Annotated in this window: 15 protein-coding genes; 6 read left to right on the top strand and 9 right to left on the bottom strand. The window is 47.9% G+C overall.

Annotation, left to right across the window (positions count from 1 at the left end; genetic code table 11):
* Positions 1–197: 197 nt before the first annotated feature.
* Together EHO61_RS17135 and EHO61_RS17130 are read right to left on the bottom strand one after the other, a co-directional pair.
* On the bottom strand, positions 198–863 hold the full coding sequence (locus tag EHO61_RS17135; RefSeq protein WP_135814775.1) for a DNA/RNA non-specific endonuclease: 666 nt from the start codon (positions 861–863) through the stop codon (positions 198–200).
* Between the two features lie 181 nt (positions 864–1,044).
* The gene (locus EHO61_RS17130; protein WP_167884899.1) at positions 1,045–1,776 is read right to left on the bottom strand and encodes a hypothetical protein; all 732 of its coding nucleotides are present in this window, start codon (positions 1,774–1,776) and stop codon (positions 1,045–1,047) included.
* 154 nt (positions 1,777–1,930) lie between these two features.
* Between EHO61_RS17130 and EHO61_RS17125 the strand changes: the two genes are divergently transcribed.
* Positions 1,931–2,161 (top strand): helix-turn-helix domain-containing protein, encoded by a 231-nt coding sequence (locus EHO61_RS17125; protein ID WP_135814773.1) that lies wholly within the window; start codon positions 1,931–1,933, stop codon positions 2,159–2,161.
* 595 nt (positions 2,162–2,756) lie between these two features.
* Here EHO61_RS17125 and EHO61_RS17115 read toward each other — a convergent pair.
* The gene (locus EHO61_RS17115; protein WP_135814772.1) at positions 2,757–3,398 is read right to left on the bottom strand and encodes an LA_2219 family laminin/E-cadherin/plasminogen-binding protein; all 642 of its coding nucleotides are present in this window, start codon (positions 3,396–3,398) and stop codon (positions 2,757–2,759) included.
* A gap of 49 nt (positions 3,399–3,447) precedes the next feature.
* The gene (gene mgtE, locus EHO61_RS17110; RefSeq protein ID WP_135814783.1) at positions 3,448–4,839 is read right to left on the bottom strand and encodes a magnesium transporter; all 1,392 of its coding nucleotides are present in this window, start codon (positions 4,837–4,839) and stop codon (positions 3,448–3,450) included.
* 139 nt (positions 4,840–4,978) lie between these two features.
* Here mgtE and EHO61_RS17105 point away from each other — a divergent pair, with 139 nt between their 5' ends.
* Both EHO61_RS17105 and EHO61_RS17100 read left to right on the top strand, forming a co-directional pair.
* Positions 4,979–6,004: an OmpA family protein gene (locus EHO61_RS17105; RefSeq protein ID WP_135814771.1), complete on the top strand. Its 1,026-nt coding sequence runs from the start codon at positions 4,979–4,981 to the stop codon at positions 6,002–6,004.
* 13 nt (positions 6,005–6,017) lie between these two features.
* On the top strand, positions 6,018–7,052 hold the full coding sequence (locus tag EHO61_RS17100) for a cation diffusion facilitator family transporter (protein ID WP_135814770.1): 1,035 nt from the start codon (positions 6,018–6,020) through the stop codon (positions 7,050–7,052).
* On the opposite strand, the gene EHO61_RS17095 is transcribed toward EHO61_RS17100, so the two are convergent.
* The gene (locus EHO61_RS17095; protein ID WP_135814769.1) at positions 7,046–8,107 is read right to left on the bottom strand and encodes an acyl-CoA dehydrogenase middle domain-containing protein; all 1,062 of its coding nucleotides are present in this window, start codon (positions 8,105–8,107) and stop codon (positions 7,046–7,048) included. The genes EHO61_RS17100 and EHO61_RS17095 overlap by 7 nt on opposite strands.
* Positions 8,108–8,156: 49 nt before the next feature.
* Complete coding sequence (gene uvrA / locus EHO61_RS17090; RefSeq protein WP_135814768.1) at positions 8,157–10,991, bottom strand: excinuclease ABC subunit UvrA; 2,835 nt, start codon at positions 10,989–10,991, stop codon at positions 8,157–8,159.
* 124 nt (positions 10,992–11,115) lie between these two features.
* Between uvrA and EHO61_RS17085 the strand changes: the two genes are divergently transcribed.
* Positions 11,116–12,831, top strand: a complete 1,716-nt coding sequence (locus EHO61_RS17085; protein ID WP_135814767.1) for a S49 family peptidase — start codon at positions 11,116–11,118, stop codon at positions 12,829–12,831.
* Here EHO61_RS17085 and EHO61_RS17080 read toward each other — a convergent pair whose 3' ends face one another.
* Both EHO61_RS17080 and EHO61_RS17075 read right to left on the bottom strand, forming a co-directional pair.
* A complete protein-coding gene (locus EHO61_RS17080) occupies positions 12,832–13,776 on the bottom strand; it encodes an L-threonylcarbamoyladenylate synthase (protein WP_135766130.1) in 945 nt (314 codons plus the stop codon). It lies immediately after the preceding gene.
* The gene (locus EHO61_RS17075) at positions 13,763–15,379 is read right to left on the bottom strand and encodes a glycosyl hydrolase family 18 protein (protein ID WP_135814766.1); all 1,617 of its coding nucleotides are present in this window, start codon (positions 15,377–15,379) and stop codon (positions 13,763–13,765) included. Before EHO61_RS17075 ends, EHO61_RS17080 begins: the two co-directional genes overlap by 14 nt.
* A gap of 152 nt (positions 15,380–15,531) precedes the next feature.
* Between EHO61_RS17075 and EHO61_RS17070 the strand changes: the two genes are divergently transcribed.
* Entirely contained in the window at positions 15,532–16,233 is a 702-nt protein-coding gene (locus tag EHO61_RS17070) for a queuosine precursor transporter (protein ID WP_135814765.1), read from the top strand.
* Here EHO61_RS17070 and EHO61_RS17065 read toward each other — a convergent pair.
* Positions 16,230–16,586, bottom strand: a complete 357-nt coding sequence (locus EHO61_RS17065) for a hypothetical protein (protein ID WP_135814764.1) — start codon at positions 16,584–16,586, stop codon at positions 16,230–16,232. The genes EHO61_RS17070 and EHO61_RS17065 overlap by 4 nt on opposite strands.
* A gap of 107 nt (positions 16,587–16,693) precedes the next feature.
* Between EHO61_RS17065 and EHO61_RS17060 the strand changes: the two genes are divergently transcribed.
* Positions 16,694–18,214, top strand: coding sequence for a 2-isopropylmalate synthase (locus tag EHO61_RS17060; protein WP_135814763.1), 1,521 nt, complete (start codon positions 16,694–16,696; stop codon positions 18,212–18,214).
* Positions 18,215–18,273 lie beyond the last annotated feature (59 nt).

Here is an 18,273-nt window from a genome sequence, read left to right as displayed (position 1 = left end):
AAACAGGCATCAAGATCAGGCGAGAAATTTTCGCCCTTTGGGACTACTAGATAAGTCCCATTACCGATTTCTGGAAATCCATTAAAGAACAGGCAACTTAGGAACGCCCGAAATTCGTCTTTTTACTATCGGATTCGACATTCGAATTTCTGAGAATTTGAATCGAGAAGAAATCGAAGCCGATTTTCTAAAAAGCTTCACTCTTCGTACAGATCAGGCAAAGGCAATATTTCCGTATCTGAGTTTCCTCTTGCAGGAAAGAAACGAAGATTCGATCTTTCTTCCACCCAAGATAGAGGATATAGTGCTCCTTTCAATTTGGTTCCGGGTGCTGCCTTTTGATGAGGGAAGGTGAACACTCCTCCTTCTATTTCATCTTCGCCCTTTTTAAGGATTACGATCTTAAAAAAGTGAGTCGGGACGCGAACTTCATTCTCTCCGATAGTCCGTTCATCTTGAAAGAGGCTTCCTGTAATTACATAGACAGATCCGTATTTGCGCGCCCAGTTTCTAGACCCGTCTTCTAACCTTTTCCAGATTCCAGCATTGAAGGAATGAATCTGAGGGGCTATGTTGGATAGATAGAACGTTTCGTCGTTTAGCCTTTGGCTGGATTTATAATTGTCCGCCGCCGCTAAATGCCCTCGATCGTATCCGGAATTTGTATAATCCGAATTCTCTGCCCGCTTTCCCTTTTCCAATTCAGGGTCAGGTAAAAATCGATTCTTTCTCTTTGTAGGACCGGTTAATTCTTCCGATCGGATCTCTTCGCAAACCCACAGAGCTGACTTATATAACGAGCTATGTTGCAAAGTGTATCCTTCTCTTTGGATAACTTTTTCCTCGATTCCTGCAATCGTCATTGTATGAATCGGTAGGCCCCACGGACAGTTTGTATCTTCTGCGAGGGTTTCCGATCTGAGGACCGCATTCCGGACAAGATCCCCTTTCAGATCCGTCCGGTGGCAATGGAAAAGAAGGATAAAAGCAAAAAGAACGAAATAGACGCTTCCCACACTCGATTCCCTTTACAATCCTTAAAGTTTAATTATACTTATACTGGGCTTTGCAAAGCGACCTTCTCTGTATATCTCCGATCATATAGGAACTGGACAGAAACGCTGCTTTTAGATTCGCATCTACAGTCTTAAGCGATGCCGGAAGTGCAACCTTATCGGCTGCTTCCAAAAAGTCACATGCAAAGATATAACTCCTGTTGGCCCGACTCATTCCGAAAATCATTGGAAGATACAAATTTCTCCGAACGAAATCAGATTTTGGAAGCACTAAAGCACCTACTTTTGTGTATAAATCCGTCGCCTCTTTTACTCTTTTGTAGATCACAGGGATATTATTCGGATTCATTATGAACATGTATTCTGCATCTTGAAAAATTCCCTCTGATTGTGAACGTAGATGCTCTGCGCATTTCCATTCTAAAATCTCGGATACACTCAGTTCTTTTTCTTCCGGAAACTCGTAGGCGATTCTTCCCAGACCATAATACTGGTTAAACGAAAAGGTAGGCACAGAGACCTTTATTTTCTGTCCTCCTTTTTGGATTAAATTTTGATCCTCGACCGACAAGGATGCTAACACCGTATTCAAGAAAGTTTTCTTTCCTGATAGATAATCAAGGCAGGCTTCTATGGAATTCCCGTTTTCCATAAGAGTATTCCTTACTCGTAACGGAAAATTCGTGCAGTTGCCAAAGAAAGATAGAACTCCGAAGATTCCAACGAACTGGAATAGATAGCCAACTCCCTTTGATTTCATTCCTTACTCCAAATTTGATTTTAGGGGTCAAAATACGCCTTCGGCCTTGTCAAATTCGAAGAAAATTCGAAATAGAAGCGGGAAACGGTAAATAAACCCGACGCAGATGGTATACCATCTGTATTTTTTGTAAAGTCCTTATTAAGTTTTCTCGGTGGATATCGAGACTTATAAAAAGTCGTTCAGGAAAAAATTAGGGCTTAGAATTAAAGAACTCCGCACTGAGAAAGGGTTAACTCAGGAAGATATGGAAGACGGAGCTTACGGAATTCCGTACAAGACGTTTACAGATATCGAAAGAGGAATCTCGAACGCAACGATACATTCTCTGATCCACATAGCACTTCGCCTCGGCGTCAAACCCAAAGACCTATTCGACTTTTAAACTTTCTCCTTCTTCTACAAGTTGCCTGTTTTCCCCTAAGTCCCTCGAAGAAGAGATAAACTCCCTTCCCGTTTGGAACCTTTTGCAGGGGTAAAGATCGTTTTGGAAATTCAATGCGCCGGTTTTCTCTCAAAAATTCTAATTCACTCTCCGTCTGCAATTTTGAATACAGCATGTCTCTTACGTTCTCTTTCTGTTCACTCGCGAAGATTTGGATTCTGCGTTTTAGAAGTAGCGCCGTTTTGTAAGAGATTCCCGTTTTCTTCTGAATCGCGGAGGCAGTGAGAACTTTCGGGCTTTGGAGGTATGCTTCTTCCAGCACGTATCCGAATACCCACAGAGGCAGTTTAAAATGGTGGAGGGGAGTGTATGAGAGTCTTGATGTGAGGTAGTGGCATTCTTCGCAGCGGATGAGGTAGTCTCTCGTTGCGATTTTCTTCGTTAATTGGATCTTACAGCTCGGGCAGAACTTTGGGTAGAAGGTATCTAAGAAGAATTCAGTGATCTTATGATAGTATTCCGTTTTTAGTGGAAGGCTCTCGGCCTTTTCGTTCTCCGCCGCTTCTCCTTTGTTAGGATTGTACTGGGGAAATCCTTATTTTCGAACTTCCCTCTTTAAGTCTTCTTTCACCTTATCTCTCGTTGTCCCACTCCGATTTTCCAGTCGGATCGTGTAGTGGATTTGGTATTTGGTAACCACCGGTTTTTCTTCGGAATGTTCCATGGCCCAACGAGTCACGTCGTTTTGGATCACCTTCGCCAAGTCGTTGATTCTAGGTACTCTGGTGTTGAATCGGATCGTTTCCACTGCACCGGTGTTACCGTTCAGGATCACCAGAATGATCCCGTCATCGGTAAAATTAATCCGATTGTACTTGGCAAGTTCCTCGCTGATGAGTGCATCCCCGCCCTTATCGACCTTTCTATGAATGAATTTCGCTCCGCGGATTTGGCGCAGCTTATAATGATCGCTCGTGATATAGACCCGAAAGTATTCACTCGAATCCTTGGAAAGCGTTTGAAAGGAAGCGGGATCGTTCGTGGTGATTTTTACTTCGTTCCCCTCCTCGTCCAGTACGGTCTCAAGTTCGCCTGCAGGATTCGGCAACGGTTGCGATTTGAGATCCTCACCCGTCGGTTTAGAAGCGCTAACGCAACCTGCAAGCAAAATGACCGATGCAAAAACGAATGTAGCAGCAATAGGAGATTTTCCTCTCCTCCCGTTTATTTCTCTCATGAAAAATCCCAATCCATTTCTATATTTAAATAAAGACGAAGGAACGCGCTCATAGATAACCCAAAAATAATGTGGCCAATCCTAAGAAGCAGAAAAATCCGAAAATGTCCGTCGTAGTCGTCACGAAAATGGAAGATGCGATCGCAGGGTCGATTCCCAATACGCGAAGAAGCATGGGGATCGAAGCGCCTAACAAAGCGGCCATAATGAGATTCGCCAGCATGGCAAAAAAGATGACCAAGGACAAGGCCAATTTTCCGGAATACAGATACACTGCGGCGCCGGCGATCGCACCGATCGTGATCCCGTTGATCACCCCTATGATACATTCCTTTCGAAATCCCGTACCCCAATTTCTAGGACTCAGATCTCCCGTCGCGATATTACGCACTACCACCGTGATGGCTTGCGTTCCCGCATTTCCCCCCATTCCCGCGACGATCGGCATCAATGCCGCCAATAGTACGAACGATTGGATCGTATCTTCGAAAAGCGAAACCGTGGACGCGGCCAACACCGCGTTTCCCAGATTGATCACAAGCCAAATCAGCCTTCTGCGGATGGAATCCCAAATGGAAGTATTCAATCTTTCCTCTTCGGAAACTCCCCCCATCCGCAGGATATCCTCGGAAGCTTCCTCCTGAACGATATCCAAAATGTCGTCGACGGTGATCCTTCCTATGATCCTGTCCAAATCATCCACAACCGCAGCGGAGACTAGGTCGTATTTCCGGAATACCCGCGCTACCTCTTCCTGATCCGTGTCGTAATGGATCGAAAATACTTCTTCCTTTACTAGCTTCGCTACTTTCTGGTTTAGGGGAGCGAGAAACAAATCCTTTAATCGGATGAAACCTTTCAGGTGATTTTCCTCGTCCGTTATATAGAGAAGATAGATATCGTCCGTTTCCTTTGCGACTTTTCTCAGTTTGATGATTGCCTTGCGGACGGTATCGGTCTCATACGCGGCTGCGAATTCCGTGGTCATTAAACGACCGGCGGTGTATTCCCTGAAATTCAACTGTTTCCGGATTTGGGAAGAATCCTCCCTATCCAAGGAGTTCAGAATCTCTTCCGCCTTTTCCTTCGGGATCTCGGAGATCAGATTCGTAAATTCGTCCGTCTCTAGATTTTCCACGATGGGGGAAATTTCATGCACGTTCAAACGAGAGATGAAATCTGCCTGCAGTTCCTCGTCGAATTCCACGAGAATCGCGGATTGCATTTCGGAATCGCAAAGTCGGAAAACGTAAAACGCTTCCTCTTCGTCCAATTTTTCCAGGACCTCGGCGATATCCGCCGGGTGGTTTGCTTGTAAAAAGGAGAGCAGGTAGGAATTGTCTTTGGATTCTATACTTTCGGAGAGGGATTCCAGCCAGTCCGTGGAATGCAGGTTGACTTTTGCGGAAACCGGATCCTTTGCAGTGCGTTTGTCATCCATCTGGACCGAACCTCCCCTCTCCCGACAGATTCCGAAAAGATTTCCAGTCATCAATGACTTTCCGATTTTTCTTCCGAGAGTTTTTCATTTGACTGGGCGTTTGCCCGCTTAGAATGGAACCAGGTCCATCGAAAACAATATGAAAATCTCCGGCGCAAAATCGATCTTTCTCTGGATTCTCCTACCCGTCTCCATCCTCCCGGTGAAAGCCGACGTCATTTATTATCCTTGGGAATACAACAAACTCTATAATGAAAAGGTCGCCTTAGAGCTGGAACTGGATTCCTTGAAGACTCGTTACAGGAACGAAAGCGAGAATTCCAAAAAGGAGAAAATCTCTCTGGAAGGTCGGATCCAAAGTTTGGAGGAACAGCTCGCGAACGAAAAGTCCTTCCGGGAAACGGACAAAAACCAACACGCAGAGCAGATCAAAAACCTGGAAAATCAGATAGCCGTCCTCAAGGCCAAAAGCAGCAACAAGGAGAAGGAACTCCTGGATGAAAACGCCAAGCAATCCAAAAAGTACCAGGACCTGATCTCCGAATTGAAGTCCTCTTTGGAGCAGGAAAAGAGGGATTGCATCAAAAAAACCGAGGATCTCAAAAAGGACTACGAGACCAAGATCGCCTCATTGGAAGCAAGGATCGCTTCTTTGAACGACGAAATCGCGAAACTCAAGGATTTGTCCGAGAACCAAAAGAACGAGAACGATCGCCTGAAAAAGCAAGCGGACGAGCTGGAGGAAAAACTGAAAGGAGAAATCTCGAAGGGACAAATCCGAGTCAAAAGATTTGCCGGACGTCTTATCATCAACGTGGACGATCAAATCTCCTTTGATTCAGGATCGGCGGATTTAAAAAAACAGATTCTTCCCGCCTTGGACAAAGTGAAGGAGATCCTTTCCAATTACCCCGGAAACATAATTACGGTGGAAGGACATACGGACAATGTGCCGATCCGGACCAAGAAGTTCCAGGATAACTGGCAACTTTCCACGGAACGGGCTCTTTCCGTACTTCGCTTCCTGTTAGATGATAAAAAGTTGGACGCTCGGAATTTCTCTGCGGCAGGGTACGGAGAATTTGCACCGCTCGTTTCCAACGATACTCCCGAAAACAAAGCGCTCAACCGTAGGGTGGATATCGTTGTCGTCCCGCGTAAATAAGAACGGTTCGGAAATGACCAAATCGTCCTCGTCGAAAGATCATCTCTCGAAAAACGCTTTCTCCACCGATCCGTTTCTGAAACAGACGATTCTCCGTCCCAAACGAAAAGGAACGGTAGGCTCTTTACTTCTCGCACTTCTTTTGTCCTTGGGAATCTTCTTTTGGGAAATCTGGGGCTCTTCCGCGAGCAAGAGTCTAGCGCTCCTTGCGGATGCGGGTCATGTGGTCTCGGACTCCTTTGCGTTCCTTCTGAGTTTAAGCGCCGTTCTGCTCGCCGATCGCAAACCGAATCGAACCATGAATTTCGGATATTTCCGGGTGGAAGTGATCACGGCATTTCTAAACTCCATTTTGATCTTCGGAATCTCCGCATTCATCCTATTCGAAGCCTGGGACCGCCTACATACCGGTACGGTCGTCTCTCCGGACCTGATGTTCGCCTTTAGTCTGGGCACGATTCTGTTCAATCTACTCTCCGTCGGAATCCTAAAAAGGGTCGCGGGAGACAATATTAATCTCAGATCCGCTTATCTCCACGTATTAAGCGACTTGCTCGCCACAGTCGCCGTACTCCTCGGAGCGGTACTGATCCGCTACACGCACTGGAATTGGATAGATCCGGTCATCAGTATCCTTCTCTCGATACTCATCATCAAATCCGCAGGATCCATCTTCAAAGAAAGTTTACTTATTCTTTTGGAGGCGTCTCCGAATCCCGAAGAATGGGACCACCTCCGACGCGATGTTCTATCGGTTTCCGGAGTCAAAAGCATCCTGACTTTCCATAGCTGGAGTCTAACCAAGGGAATCCAAGCCTGCGCCTTCCGTCTCGGGATCGATCCTGGCTCCGATCCCAAAAAGATCGTAGAAGAGGCGTATAGCATGCTTCGAGAGGAATGGAAATTCGAGCAGATCTATCTCCAACTCGAAGAGCCCAAACTAACGGAAAAGCTGGACGGGATTCTAGTTAAGACCCTACAGGAAATGAAGCCGGAAGAATGGGGCCACAGCCACCACAACCACGATCATCCGGACCATCATCATTGATCGGAAATTCGTCCGAACTTTCTCCACTCCCTGGTTTGACGGATCCGGTTCTTCAGATACACTGGACTTCTAGCGGGGTGGATCGAGAAGAATAACTCGAAATCGGGGTATTCCTTTTTACGGTCCAGGAAGTCCAGGGAATCTAAGAGGGAACCGCAAAGCTCCAGCACGGTTTCATAACCGTAGGGATGGATTTCCTCGATTCTAAAAAGAGGATCCTCATCTTTTCTAGCGGAAATTTCCAGACATTTCGAGAATAAAAGCCCGCTCAGATCCCAAAGTCTCCCCAAAACGTAAGAACTTTCCTTCGCGTCGGAACGAGCTCCCAAATCGCTTACGATCTTACGAACCGCTCCGCAAAAAAGAACTGCTGCGGAAAGCATTTCGGAGAGATGCACATCCGGTCCGATTTTGGAATAATCCTCGAACAGTAGATAATGCGCAGGGACACGAATCTTTTCTCCCTTGATCTTACAATGGGTCGCCTCTTGCGCAAAGTCCAAATGGAATTCCTCCACTACTAGACCGGGTTGGTTCGAAGGAACGAAAAAGACCCCGCACGGAACCTCTTGGCCTTTTGCGACTACTAAAAATCCTTCCGAATCCGCTCCATTGGTAACGAAACCTTTGAAAAAATCCAATTCGAAGGAGCCGTCCTCCAATCTTCTGGAAGAGGATTTTAAATTGCTGATCTTTCCAAGCCAACCGGGTTCGCTGACTCCCAAGCCTACGATTCCCAAACCGCCGGAAATTCGTTGCAATAAACGGGAGGCAAGCTCTCTCGTTTCCGAGGAAGATTTTCTCCCTGGCTCCTCGCCGCTGGCAAAGCGAAGAATCCTCCCCGCGACGTTCGTTTGAGCCATGATCCCGACGCCCACGCCGATTCCATGAGGAAAGGCGGGAAGAAGAATTAGCTTTTTGTGAAATTCCCGGAAGCCCCCTTTAGATACGGCCTCAAGCAGACCCGAATCCGCGATCTCCGGGAGGGATAGTTTGTATACGGAACGAAATTCCCCCTTAGGAAAGGAGGATAGCTTCTCTAGGAGTTTTTGCATAAGCTCTTAAGAACCCCAATTGCCGTACGCTTACGAAAGGGTCCACCACTTATCCGGCTTTTTTACCGTCCGTACCCAAAACCTTCCGGAGATATTGGCCCGTAAAGGAATCCTTGATTTTGCTTACGTCCTTAGGGGTACCTTCCGCAATGACCTGCCCCCCGCCTTCTCCGCCCTCCGGCCCCATATCGATGATCCAGTCCGCCTGCTTGATCACGTCCAGATTGTGCTCGATCACGATCATGGAATTTCCCCGATCCACTAGCGTGTGGAGTACGGTCATAAGATTCCGAACGTCTTCGAAATGGAGTCCCGTCGTAGGTTCGTCCAAGATATATAAGGTCTTACCCGTAGGTCGCTTGGAAAGTTCCGTCGCCAGTTTGATTCTTTGAGCCTCACCGCCGGAGAAGGTGGTGGCAGGTTGGCCCAACTTAATGTAACCCAGTCCCACTTCGTCCAAGGTTTCGAGTTTCCGTTTCAACGCGGGAATATTCTCGAAAAACTTGACGGAATCTTCCACCGTCATTTCCAGAATCTCGTAGATATTCTTTCCCTTGTACTTCACTTCCAGAGTTTCCTGGTTGTATCTCTTTCCTTTGCATACGTCGCAGGTCACATATACGTCCGGTAAAAAGTGCATTTCGATCTTGAGGATTCCGTCTCCCTCGCAGGTTTCGCACCTTCCTCCGCTCACATTGAAGCTGAAACGCCCGGGGCTGTATCCTCTCAGCTTGGAATCCTCCAAACCCGAAAAAATATCCCGAACCACGGTAAAGAGCCCGGTGTACGTCGCCGGGTTCGAACGGGGAGTCCTGCCGATAGGAGATTGGTCGATATTGATGATCTTATCTATCTCTTCCAGGCCGGTGATCTTTTCGTGCTTTCCTGCGATGGTGCGCATCTTCATCACCTTGTGGGCGGCCGCGTTGTACAGTATATCGTTGATCAGAGTGGATTTTCCGGAACCGGAAACACCCGTGACCAACACCAATTTTCCGAGAGGAATGTCCAAGGTAACGTTTTTCAGATTGTTCTCTTTAGCACCCTGGATCTTGAGTTTCTTTCCGTTTCCGGGACGAACCGATTCCGGAAGCGGGATGAACGCCTTTCCCGAAAGATATTTCCCGGTTAACGAATTCTTATTCTTGGCGACTTCTGCAGGAGGTCCTGCACAGACCACCGTTCCTCCATGAACTCCCGCACCGGGTCCCATGTCGATGAGCCAGTCCGCCTCTTCCATGGTTTCCTGATCGTGCTCCACCACGAGAACGGTATTTCCGAGGTCCCGCAAATCCTTAAGAGTATTGATGAGCTTCGTATTATCCCTCTGGTGCAGTCCGATGGAAGGCTCGTCCAAAATGTACAACACTCCCTGCAATCTAGAACCGATCTGTGTCGCTAACCGTATCCTTTGCGCTTCTCCTCCGGACAAGGAACCCGCAGAACGCTCCAAACTGAGATAACCGACCCCGACGTCGTTCAAAAAGGTCAGCCTTTGTTGGATCTCCTTCAAAATGGGTTTGGCAATGACCTCCTCGCTTCCTTTCAATCTCATCGATTTCACGAACGTTAACGCTTTTTCCACGCTGAAGGCGGAAAATCGGTCTATGCTCAAATCGTTTACCTTGACTGCCAGCGTCACCGGTTTCAGACGTTTTCCGTTACAGGAAGGACAGGCGTGATTCGTCATATATCCTTCCAACATCTGTCTTCTCGCCTCCGAAGATTCCTTGTATCTTCGTTTCAGATTCGGAATCACTCCCTCGAATTCCCGGCTGAATTCGTAGCGGGCGTTCTCCTTTTTAAAATCGTAATCGATCCTTAGGTTACGATCTCCGTAAAGCACCGTCTTTTTCACCTTCTCAGGCAACTTTTTCCAAGGAGTATTGTAATCGAACTTCAATGTCTTTGCCATGGAATGGACAGTGGTCAAAAACCAATAGCTGTTGCTCTTTGCCCCGGCCCATGCTTCGATACAACCTTCCACCAGGGAGAGTTCGGGATCCGTCACCAAAAGATCCTCGTCGAACTCGAGGAGACTCCCCAATCCGTCGCAGGTTTCGCAAGCTCCGTACGGAGAATTAAAGGAGAATAATCTAGGTGAAAGTTCCGGAAGGGATTCCTCCGGGTGATTCGGGCAGGACAATTTTTGGGAAAAAATATGATCCTTCTTTCCGTCGTCCACGATCAGAATTCCGTCGGATTGTTTGAGAGAGGTTTCTACGGAGTCCGCCAACCTGGAGCGGATCCCGTCCTTCATCACCAATCGGTCGACTACTATCTCTATCGTGGCCTTAAAACTTTTCTTTAGCACGATCTCTTCGTCTAAGGTACGGATCTCCCCGTTAATCCGCACGCGATTGAACCCGTCTTTACGGATTTTATCCAAAATATCCTTATGCTCCCCCTTTTTACCGGAAACGATCGGGGAAAGAAGCTGCAACTTGGTTCCCTCAGGATAAGACAGGATTCTTTCGGTGATCTGGTCCACCGAAAGGGACTGGATCGGAGTGCCGCATATCGGACAATGGGGCTTTCCGATTCTTGCATAGAGAAGCCTCAAGTAATCGTAGATTTCGGTGACCGTCCCGACCGTGGACCGAGGATTTCGATGGGTCGTTTTTTGTTCTATGGAAATCGCGGGAGACAATCCTTCGATCAGATCGAGATCCGGCTTTTCCATTTGACCCAAAAATTGCCGGGCGTATGCGGAAAGACTTTCCACATACCTTCTTTGCCCTTCCGCATAGATGGTATCGAAAGCTAAAGAGGATTTTCCGGATCCGGACAGACCGGTGACCACCACTAGCTTGTCCCTGGGAATGTCCAGACTGACGTCCTTTAAGTTGTGTTCTCTCGCACCTCGAATCCGGATATGGTCCAAACTAGTACCCTCTTCGTGTTCAGAGAAATTCCCGAACCTTAGACTGAAAAGCGGTTTTCCACGGGCAAAAATCCGTTTTCTACTTTCGCACGGAAAATACATTGGTCGGCAAAAGGAACCGCCCATGTTTTTCTCCATCGTTTCATTCGTTTTTTTACCGATCCGACTTCTATTACAATTCTGGAGATTGGTTCTTTTCCGCTTTCGAAACGGAAATCATTTCTTTTTGGAGGTTCCCTCTTCTTTCTCTTATGAAAGAAAATCCTGGTTCGTAAAGATGTTCGTATCCGGCGGAGAAGAACCTTTCTTTGTGGATTTTCTCCTTTGGATGCGTGCACTTTCCAAGATCCCTGGATTGCAAAAGGTTTCCTTTCTATTCGAAGCTCCCGAATACGGTTATGGAGAAACCTGGAATCTCTGCAAATCCATCCAAGCCCTGAACGAAAAAGGGATCACGACTGCGGGATATTCCCTCGGCGGAGGAACAAAATCTCTTCTATTACTTTCCTATTGCAAAGAAAGATATTCCAGTTCCGCATCGGAATTCTTTCCGACTCTCCCTTCTGCGGAGGCTTACTTCTTCGGAGACGCCGCAAAAAAGGTCGGCGTGGGAGTGGAGACGTACGCAAGCGGAGCCTTTAAATCCTTCGGAGAAACGTTCCAACGTTCCTCCTTTTCCGCTCCGGCTCGGAAAAACCTGGAAAATTTGCTGAAGGACCAAAGGGAATTTTTGAAGGAAAGTTTCGCCTCCACTTCCGGACTTTCCCTTTCCGTATTGGAGCGGCCGATCTTGAGCTCCGAATCCCTCCTGGAAGGGAATTTTTTGACGGCGCTCCTGGAAGAGGACGAATTCCGGGAGAATTACCTCTATGAGGATTACCTGAACGAAAAGGAAGGAAAGCCGGAAAAGCCGAACTACAAAAAACTCGCTGACAAAGGACTTAGGTTACACTCCAAACTCGTGAGGTTTTCCGCGATTTCGAAATCCTATCCCATCGTCGCGATTCTCCCCGTACAAGGAAATATCCTACCCGATCTGGGAAGAGAGGAAGAATTCCGATCCAGACAGGTCTCCTATAGATATTATCAGAATTTGTTAAAAGAATTACGGGAAGATCCGAAGGTCGCTGCGGTCGTGCTGGAAATGAATTCTCCGGGAGGGTCGGCGTTGGTTTCCGAACTCATCTATCGTGAAATTAGAAAGCTTTCGGAAAAAAAACCCGTTTTCACCTATGTTCTCAACGTGGCGGCTTCCGGCGGCTACTACCTGGCCTGCGGAGGAGAAGAAATCCATGCTTCGCCCTATTCCGTCGTAGGTTCCATCGGAGCAGTCATGCTTCGATTCGATCTAAAGGGTTTATACGATAAACTAGGCGTAAAGAAGGAAAGAATCGCGTTTTATCCTTACCGGGACATCCTTTCCGAATACGGAAAATTAGGACCGAAATCGGCGGCATTCCTCAAAAAGGAAGTTTCCCGTTCGAGAGATCTGTTTTATTCCCGAGTCACTTCGGCTAGAAAGACCACGAAAGAAGAATTAGAATCGAAATGGGGAGAAGGCAGGGTCTTCTTGGGAACGCGTTTCTTACAGGGTGGCTATCTGGACTCCTGTTCCTCCTTCCTGGAAACGCTGGACCGAATCAAAGAGAAATTGGATTTGACAAAAGTGGAAGTGAGATATCTCCCCGGAACCTATAGTTGGAAGGACCTCATCCAGGAATTAAAGCCTAGCCTATCCCTCCGAACTCTGGGCCTTCCCGATTTCGACTCTTTGGAAAAATTACGAGACGAAGGACCGCATTACTTTTCGGAATTGGCGGAAAAATTAGCAAAACGTTAATTAACTCGCCGCTGCCGCCTTAGTGATACGGTTTAAAAGCGCGTCCCTTCCCGGTTCGAACAACGGCTGAAAACAGAACGCAGCTTGGATTCCTTTCGCATCGCAATCTCGGAAGAAGGAATATAATTCCCTCATATATTCCGAATTGTTTTTAACGGAAATTGCATATGCCCAGCCGGACGTTTCGATCCCGATTCCGATGGCAGCCGAGTCGGAACTCGGAGTTTCCATGCCTGTAGCCAGAAAAATCCTGCAATCGGGCGCGTAATGTCTGTATTTCATTCCCGGACTCGCCGGTTTTTCTCCGGAACCCAAGGGTTCCGCTAAAACGAGATCCGGTAAAAAACGACTCAATTCCGAAAATTCATACGCTCCTGGACGAAGCAGTTTGGGAGGTTCCGTGGAAAGGTCCACTACGGTGGATTCCAATCCTATTTTAGGATCTTCTCCTTTTAGGATCAGATCCACCTCCCCTGCAAACTCTTGGATCGCGTCCTCCATTCTCGTAATCGAAGGTCTCCCGGAAACATTCGCGGAAGGGGCCGAAACCGGACCTCCAAATGCGGAAAGCATCCTATGCGCGGCTCCGTGACTCGGAACCCGGACGCCGATCGTGTCCAATCCGGTCGAATAGACTTTCGGATCCGATTTTTTCAGGATCATCGTGAGAGGCCCTGGGAGAAATTCTCCGGCCAATATCAAGGCGCCAGGATTCATACGAGCGATCCCTGCGATGGAATCCGTGTCCGCAAGATGTACGATCAACGGGTTATCCGTCGGGCGGTTTTTAATTTTATAAATCCGTAAACAAGCTTCGGCGTTTCTGGAATCGGCGCCGATCCCGTATACCGTTTCGGTGGGGAAAAGGACGATCCCTCCTCTTTGGAGAACCTCTGCAGCTTCGGAGGGATCTTCGGAGATTTTTGTTTCCTTACTTTTTGACAAGGTCCTGGTTATTTTTCGCTTCTTCCTGATCCTGATTGTCCTCCGGAGCCGTCTGCTTGACGTCCGGGTTCTTCGGTTTGGTTTGTGCCTTAGGAACAGGAGGCAATTTATTCGTGACTAATAGTTCCAGATACGTACTGATTCCGGGGTCGTTATCGGACAAAAGTTGCCAAAAAGAAAATCCGCCGAGATCGTACGAACGCAATAAGGTCATCTTCTCTTCGAAAGCCTTACGGTTCATAAAGAAGGCTACGCGATCGCATCCTTCCGAATGATACCAGATGCTGGGATCCTCGTAGGTTTTTCCTTCATGAACCCAACTAAAGCGGGAAAGATTGGTCCAGGAATTGGAATTTTTGCTCTCTGCAAGCACTTTATCGATATTGGTAGGCTGACGGGTCACGCCTATCTGTTGGCGCCGCAACGCGTCGGACCAATAAACGGATTTGATCTTAGCATTGCAATTTAGGGCCCAGTCGTAACCGTACGTCGGAATCGCCATATATAGCTTTTTAGCGGGAACCCTTTCTTTAGCGTATTCGATGATGTTCCGGATCCATACGTTCGGAGCTTGGGGTCCCGGCCCCGGATTGCGGTATTTTCTAGGATGCAATTCGTAGGCCATCACTTTGATCCGATCCGCATGTTTCGCTAGGAAAGCATAATCGTGAGTCATAGGACCGCGCCAGTTTTCGGCGAAATCCATGTTGATCTTTTCGTTCAGTCCCTTGCAAGCTTTGAGGCCGCTCTTTTTTGCGGAGGTCTTAGGGTGAACGGCAACGGAAAGGATTTTTCCCCGTTTGTGAATCTCTTTGGAAAGAATTACGATGAACTCTTCGAATTTTTCCTTTTTCTCACAGGACATCCCTTCGTAGTCGATGTCTATCCCGTCGAAACCGTACGTATCCACTTCGTAGAGTATATTCTGGATATGTCTGTCCCTGATATCGTTCCGACCGTTCATTCCGATATTTTCGGAGATCTTCTCGTTCTTATTTTCCCAACGGAAAATCGTCGGAATGATCTTCACTCTAGGATTCAGGCTGCGTAGTTCCGCGACCCGGGCGTGCTTTTGGGAGGCACCCCATAAGGAGTACAGATCTCCGTTATTCGTCGTTCTACCTTTGAAACCGTAGATAAAAGGGTGGATTTCATTGTAAAGATGGACGGTTTTCTTCATCGCCTCATAGTCCGAAAACCAAGTGGAAGCACGAAAGGATACTTCGTCATCGTTTTGAGGAAGAGCGGGCTTGGAATCGTTTCCGGAGGAAACTCCCGTTTCTTTTGAGCCTTCCGTCGGAAATAGCTCCGTAGAATTCCACCATTTGCCTAGTGAGTCCCAGAGGCCGAGGTCGGATAAGGAAGACTTTACACTCGGATTCGCCAATTGCAAAGGCTTCGCTTGGTCTACGGCAATCGGATTGGCGTTCTTTTCGGAATGCTGGGCCTTTAAAGCCTGTACACCCAAATAGAAGGAAACTCCGGATAAGCAGAACCAAAGAACGCTGACAAACAGGGTTTGCCAGCCGGAGGTTTTCTTAGGCAAGTACGGGACGGGACGGTTGAGTTCCTCGGGGGTATGGGCTTCTTCGTAGGATTTCATTTGAGCTCTATGTATTTATCGAATCTCGGAGGCAAAAAATAAAGCACCGACTGCTTTCCAGTGATTCTTTACCCGGTAAGAAGTCAAATCTTTGTCCAAAACCGGGAGGTTCTTTGATTGACAGTCCTTCGATCGGGAAAAAATTTCCTTCGATGCAGTTCCATAAGCCGTTCAAACTCTTCTTTGCCCTGAGCGCCCTCTTCCTGACCTTTCTCTTGATGGCGGAAGTGACTGGCTCCAAATGGATCCAGGCTTTCGGATTTACGATGACGATAGGAGTGATCCCGTTTCCGGTAACGTTTATCGTTACGGATCTACTCAACGAATACTACGGAAGAAGAGGCGTCCGTTACCTTACCTTAGTCGGAATGGTGATGATCGTACTGGCGTATTTTCTACTGCAAATCGACATGAATATACCTGCGGTGGAAAACTCTCCCGTAGACGATCCCTCCTTTCACACCGTTTTTACCAATACGGGACAGGTCATCGCCGGTTCCGTAATCGCCTACCTTATCGGACAATTGATCGATATCCAAATCTTTCACCTGATCCGAAAAAAAACCAAAAATCGGTTTATCTGGCTAAGGGCTACGGGTTCCACCATCGTTTCCCAATTGCTGGATTCTTATGTCGTGATCTTCGTCGCTTATTGGGGGCAATACGAATTCGGAGTCTTAAATTCGATTTCTTCCACAAACTTCGTATACAAGATGGTGATCGCGATCGCGATTACTCCGGTCATTTATCTCTCCCACTCCTTCATAGAACGGTATTTGGGAGAGGAAGCTCATAAATTGGCGGAGCAGGCTCTTCTCGAAGGACGGGAGGACAACCAACCGTACCCCGGTTAAAGCGTCTTCTCCGATTCGTCTAGAAAATACAACCAGATCCTATTTCCCCAGGGGTCCAAAAAGGAATCGTAAAGCGATCCGACTCTTTCCCGAAAAAAGCCGCTTTTCAAAAGAAGATCGGAAAAAGTCGGAATCTTCCCTTTTTCGATCTTCCAGACTAACGTACCGGGAAACACGGGACACTCTTCGGACTCACGGCTAAAAATCACCCGCGCCGTCTCGGAAAAGAGTATTTCCGAATGTCCGGGAGAAGAACGCAAAACGCTTCCTTGGAAAAGGTCCGCATACAGTTGTGCCGCTCGGATACAATCCGTAGAGAGCAGGCAAGAGGCGAAGAATTGCGGTCCGTCCATAAGGCGTTTTTCGTCTAAGGAAATAGAATTGCTCGGCTTTTCCTATCGATTATTCGGTTTACGTCTGGATTTGTGCGGGAATTTTGGAACTTAGGAATCGAGAAGGCATGAACCACCCTAATTTGGACTACGTACGGATTTTCGACACAACTCTAAGGGACGGAGAACAATGCCCCGGCGCCGCGATGAGCGAAAACGAGAAAATCGAAATCGCATTGCATCTCGCGCAAATGAACGTGGATGTCATCGAAGCCGGATTCCCGGTCTCTTCTCCAGTTCAATTCCAGGCGGTCGAAAGAATTTCCAGAGAGGTGGAAGGTCCTACGATCGCAGCCTTGGCTCGGGCTGTACGCGGAGACATTGAAGCGGCCGCCAAAGCGATTCTTCCCGCAAAGAAAAAAAGAATTCATACCTTCCTAGCCTCTTCTCCCATCCACATGAAGTACAAGCTAGGCAAAGAGCCCTCCGAAGTTCTGAAGATGGCGGTGGAAGCGGTCCGCATTTGTAGGGAATTCGTGGAAGATGTGGAATTTTCTCCCGAAGATGCGACTCGATCGGAGAAAGAGTTCTTACGCGAACTCTGCGAAGCCGTGATCGAAGCGGGAGCGACGACCGTCAACATTCCAGATACTGTGGGATACACGACTCCGTACGAGTATGGGGAGCTATTTTCATATCTCATTTCCAAGGTTGCAGGATCGAACAAAGCGATCTTTTCCGCACATTGCCACAATGACCTGGGACTCGCGACCGCGAACAGCCTTGCGGCCATCCGAAACGGCGCCCGCCAAGTGGAATGTACGGTAAACGGGATCGGAGAAAGAGCGGGAAATACCGCGATGGAAGAAGTCATCATGTCCCTGCGCACCAGAAAGGATACGTTCGGAGTACAGACCAGAATCAAAACGGAAGAGATCGCAAAAGCGTCTTATCTTGTTAAGACCATCACCGGAATGGTGGTCCAACCGAACAAGGCTATCGTAGGCGCGAACGCGTTTGCGCACGAATCCGGAATCCACCAGGACGGAGTGTTGAAGAATCGGGAGACTTACGAGATCATGACTCCGGAATCCGTCGGAATACATTCCAATAGGATGGTTCTAGGTAGGCACAGCGGAAGAGCCGGCTTCAAGGATCGGATCGTTCGCCTAGGTTTTTCCCCTCAGGCCGAGGAATTAGAGGCCGCCTACCAACGTTTTCTGGAAATTGCCGATCGCAAAAAGGAAGTTTTTGACGAGGACATCCGTGCACTCTTTGCGGACGAGTCCAGAAAATCCGCCGAGGACAAATACGTATTAGAAAGTTTTCATGTAACTACGGGAACGAAAAGCACTCCCACGGCGAGTATCCGGATCTCCATTCAGGGAAAAACGAAGGAGGAGTCCGCCACGGGAGACGGTCCGGTGGATTCCATCTTCAAAGCCATCCAGAAGGCGACCATCTCCGATGCCCAACTCTCCAGATTAGTGATCTCTCCGGTGACGGAAGGCCAGGACGCATTGGCGGAAGCTTCCGTCACTCTGGAAAAAGACGGAGAAAGAGTGGTTGGAAAAGGAAGTTCGACCGACATCATAGAAGCCTGTTCCCAAGCGTACATCTCGGCCTTAAATAGATTTTCTCTCTCGTAACCGGGACGCCTGCGAAAGATTCCATTACCAAACGAACGACGTTCGGACCTCTTAAAAAA

This window comes from Leptospira fluminis, from assembly GCF_004771275.1.
In the GTDB taxonomy this organism is placed as follows: Bacteria; Spirochaetota; Leptospiria; order Leptospirales; family Leptospiraceae; genus Leptospira_B; species Leptospira_B fluminis.
This window is presented reverse-complemented; position numbering and strand designations above follow the sequence as displayed.

Bases quoted from the DNA above. Each gene is read 5' to 3' on its own strand.
- mgtE (WP_135814783.1), bottom strand. From the start codon at position 4,839: ATGGATGACAAACGCACTGCAAAGGATCCGGTTTCCGCAAAAGTCAAC.
- EHO61_RS17130 (WP_167884899.1), bottom strand. From the start codon at position 1,776: ATGAAATCAAAGGGAGTTGGCTATCTATTCCAGTTCGTTGGAATCTTC.
- EHO61_RS17135 (WP_135814775.1), bottom strand. From the start codon at position 863: ATGACGATTGCAGGAATCGAGGAAAAAGTTATCCAAAGAGAAGGATAC.
- EHO61_RS17095 (WP_135814769.1), bottom strand. From the start codon at position 8,107: ATGCAAAAACTCCTAGAGAAGCTATCCTCCTTTCCTAAGGGGGAATTT.
- EHO61_RS17060 (WP_135814763.1), top strand. From the start codon at position 16,694: ATGAACCACCCTAATTTGGACTACGTACGGATTTTCGACACAACTCTA.
- EHO61_RS17105 (WP_135814771.1), top strand. From the start codon at position 4,979: ATGAAAATCTCCGGCGCAAAATCGATCTTTCTCTGGATTCTCCTACCC.
- EHO61_RS17100 (WP_135814770.1), top strand. From the start codon at position 6,018: ATGACCAAATCGTCCTCGTCGAAAGATCATCTCTCGAAAAACGCTTTC.
- EHO61_RS17070 (WP_135814765.1), top strand. From the start codon at position 15,532: ATGCAGTTCCATAAGCCGTTCAAACTCTTCTTTGCCCTGAGCGCCCTC.
- EHO61_RS17075 (WP_135814766.1), bottom strand. From the start codon at position 15,379: ATGAAATCCTACGAAGAAGCCCATACCCCCGAGGAACTCAACCGTCCC.
- EHO61_RS17085 (WP_135814767.1), top strand. From the start codon at position 11,116: ATGTTTTTCTCCATCGTTTCATTCGTTTTTTTACCGATCCGACTTCTA.
- EHO61_RS17065 (WP_135814764.1), bottom strand. From the start codon at position 16,586: ATGGACGGACCGCAATTCTTCGCCTCTTGCCTGCTCTCTACGGATTGT.
- EHO61_RS17115 (WP_135814772.1), bottom strand. From the start codon at position 3,398: ATGAGAGAAATAAACGGGAGGAGAGGAAAATCTCCTATTGCTGCTACA.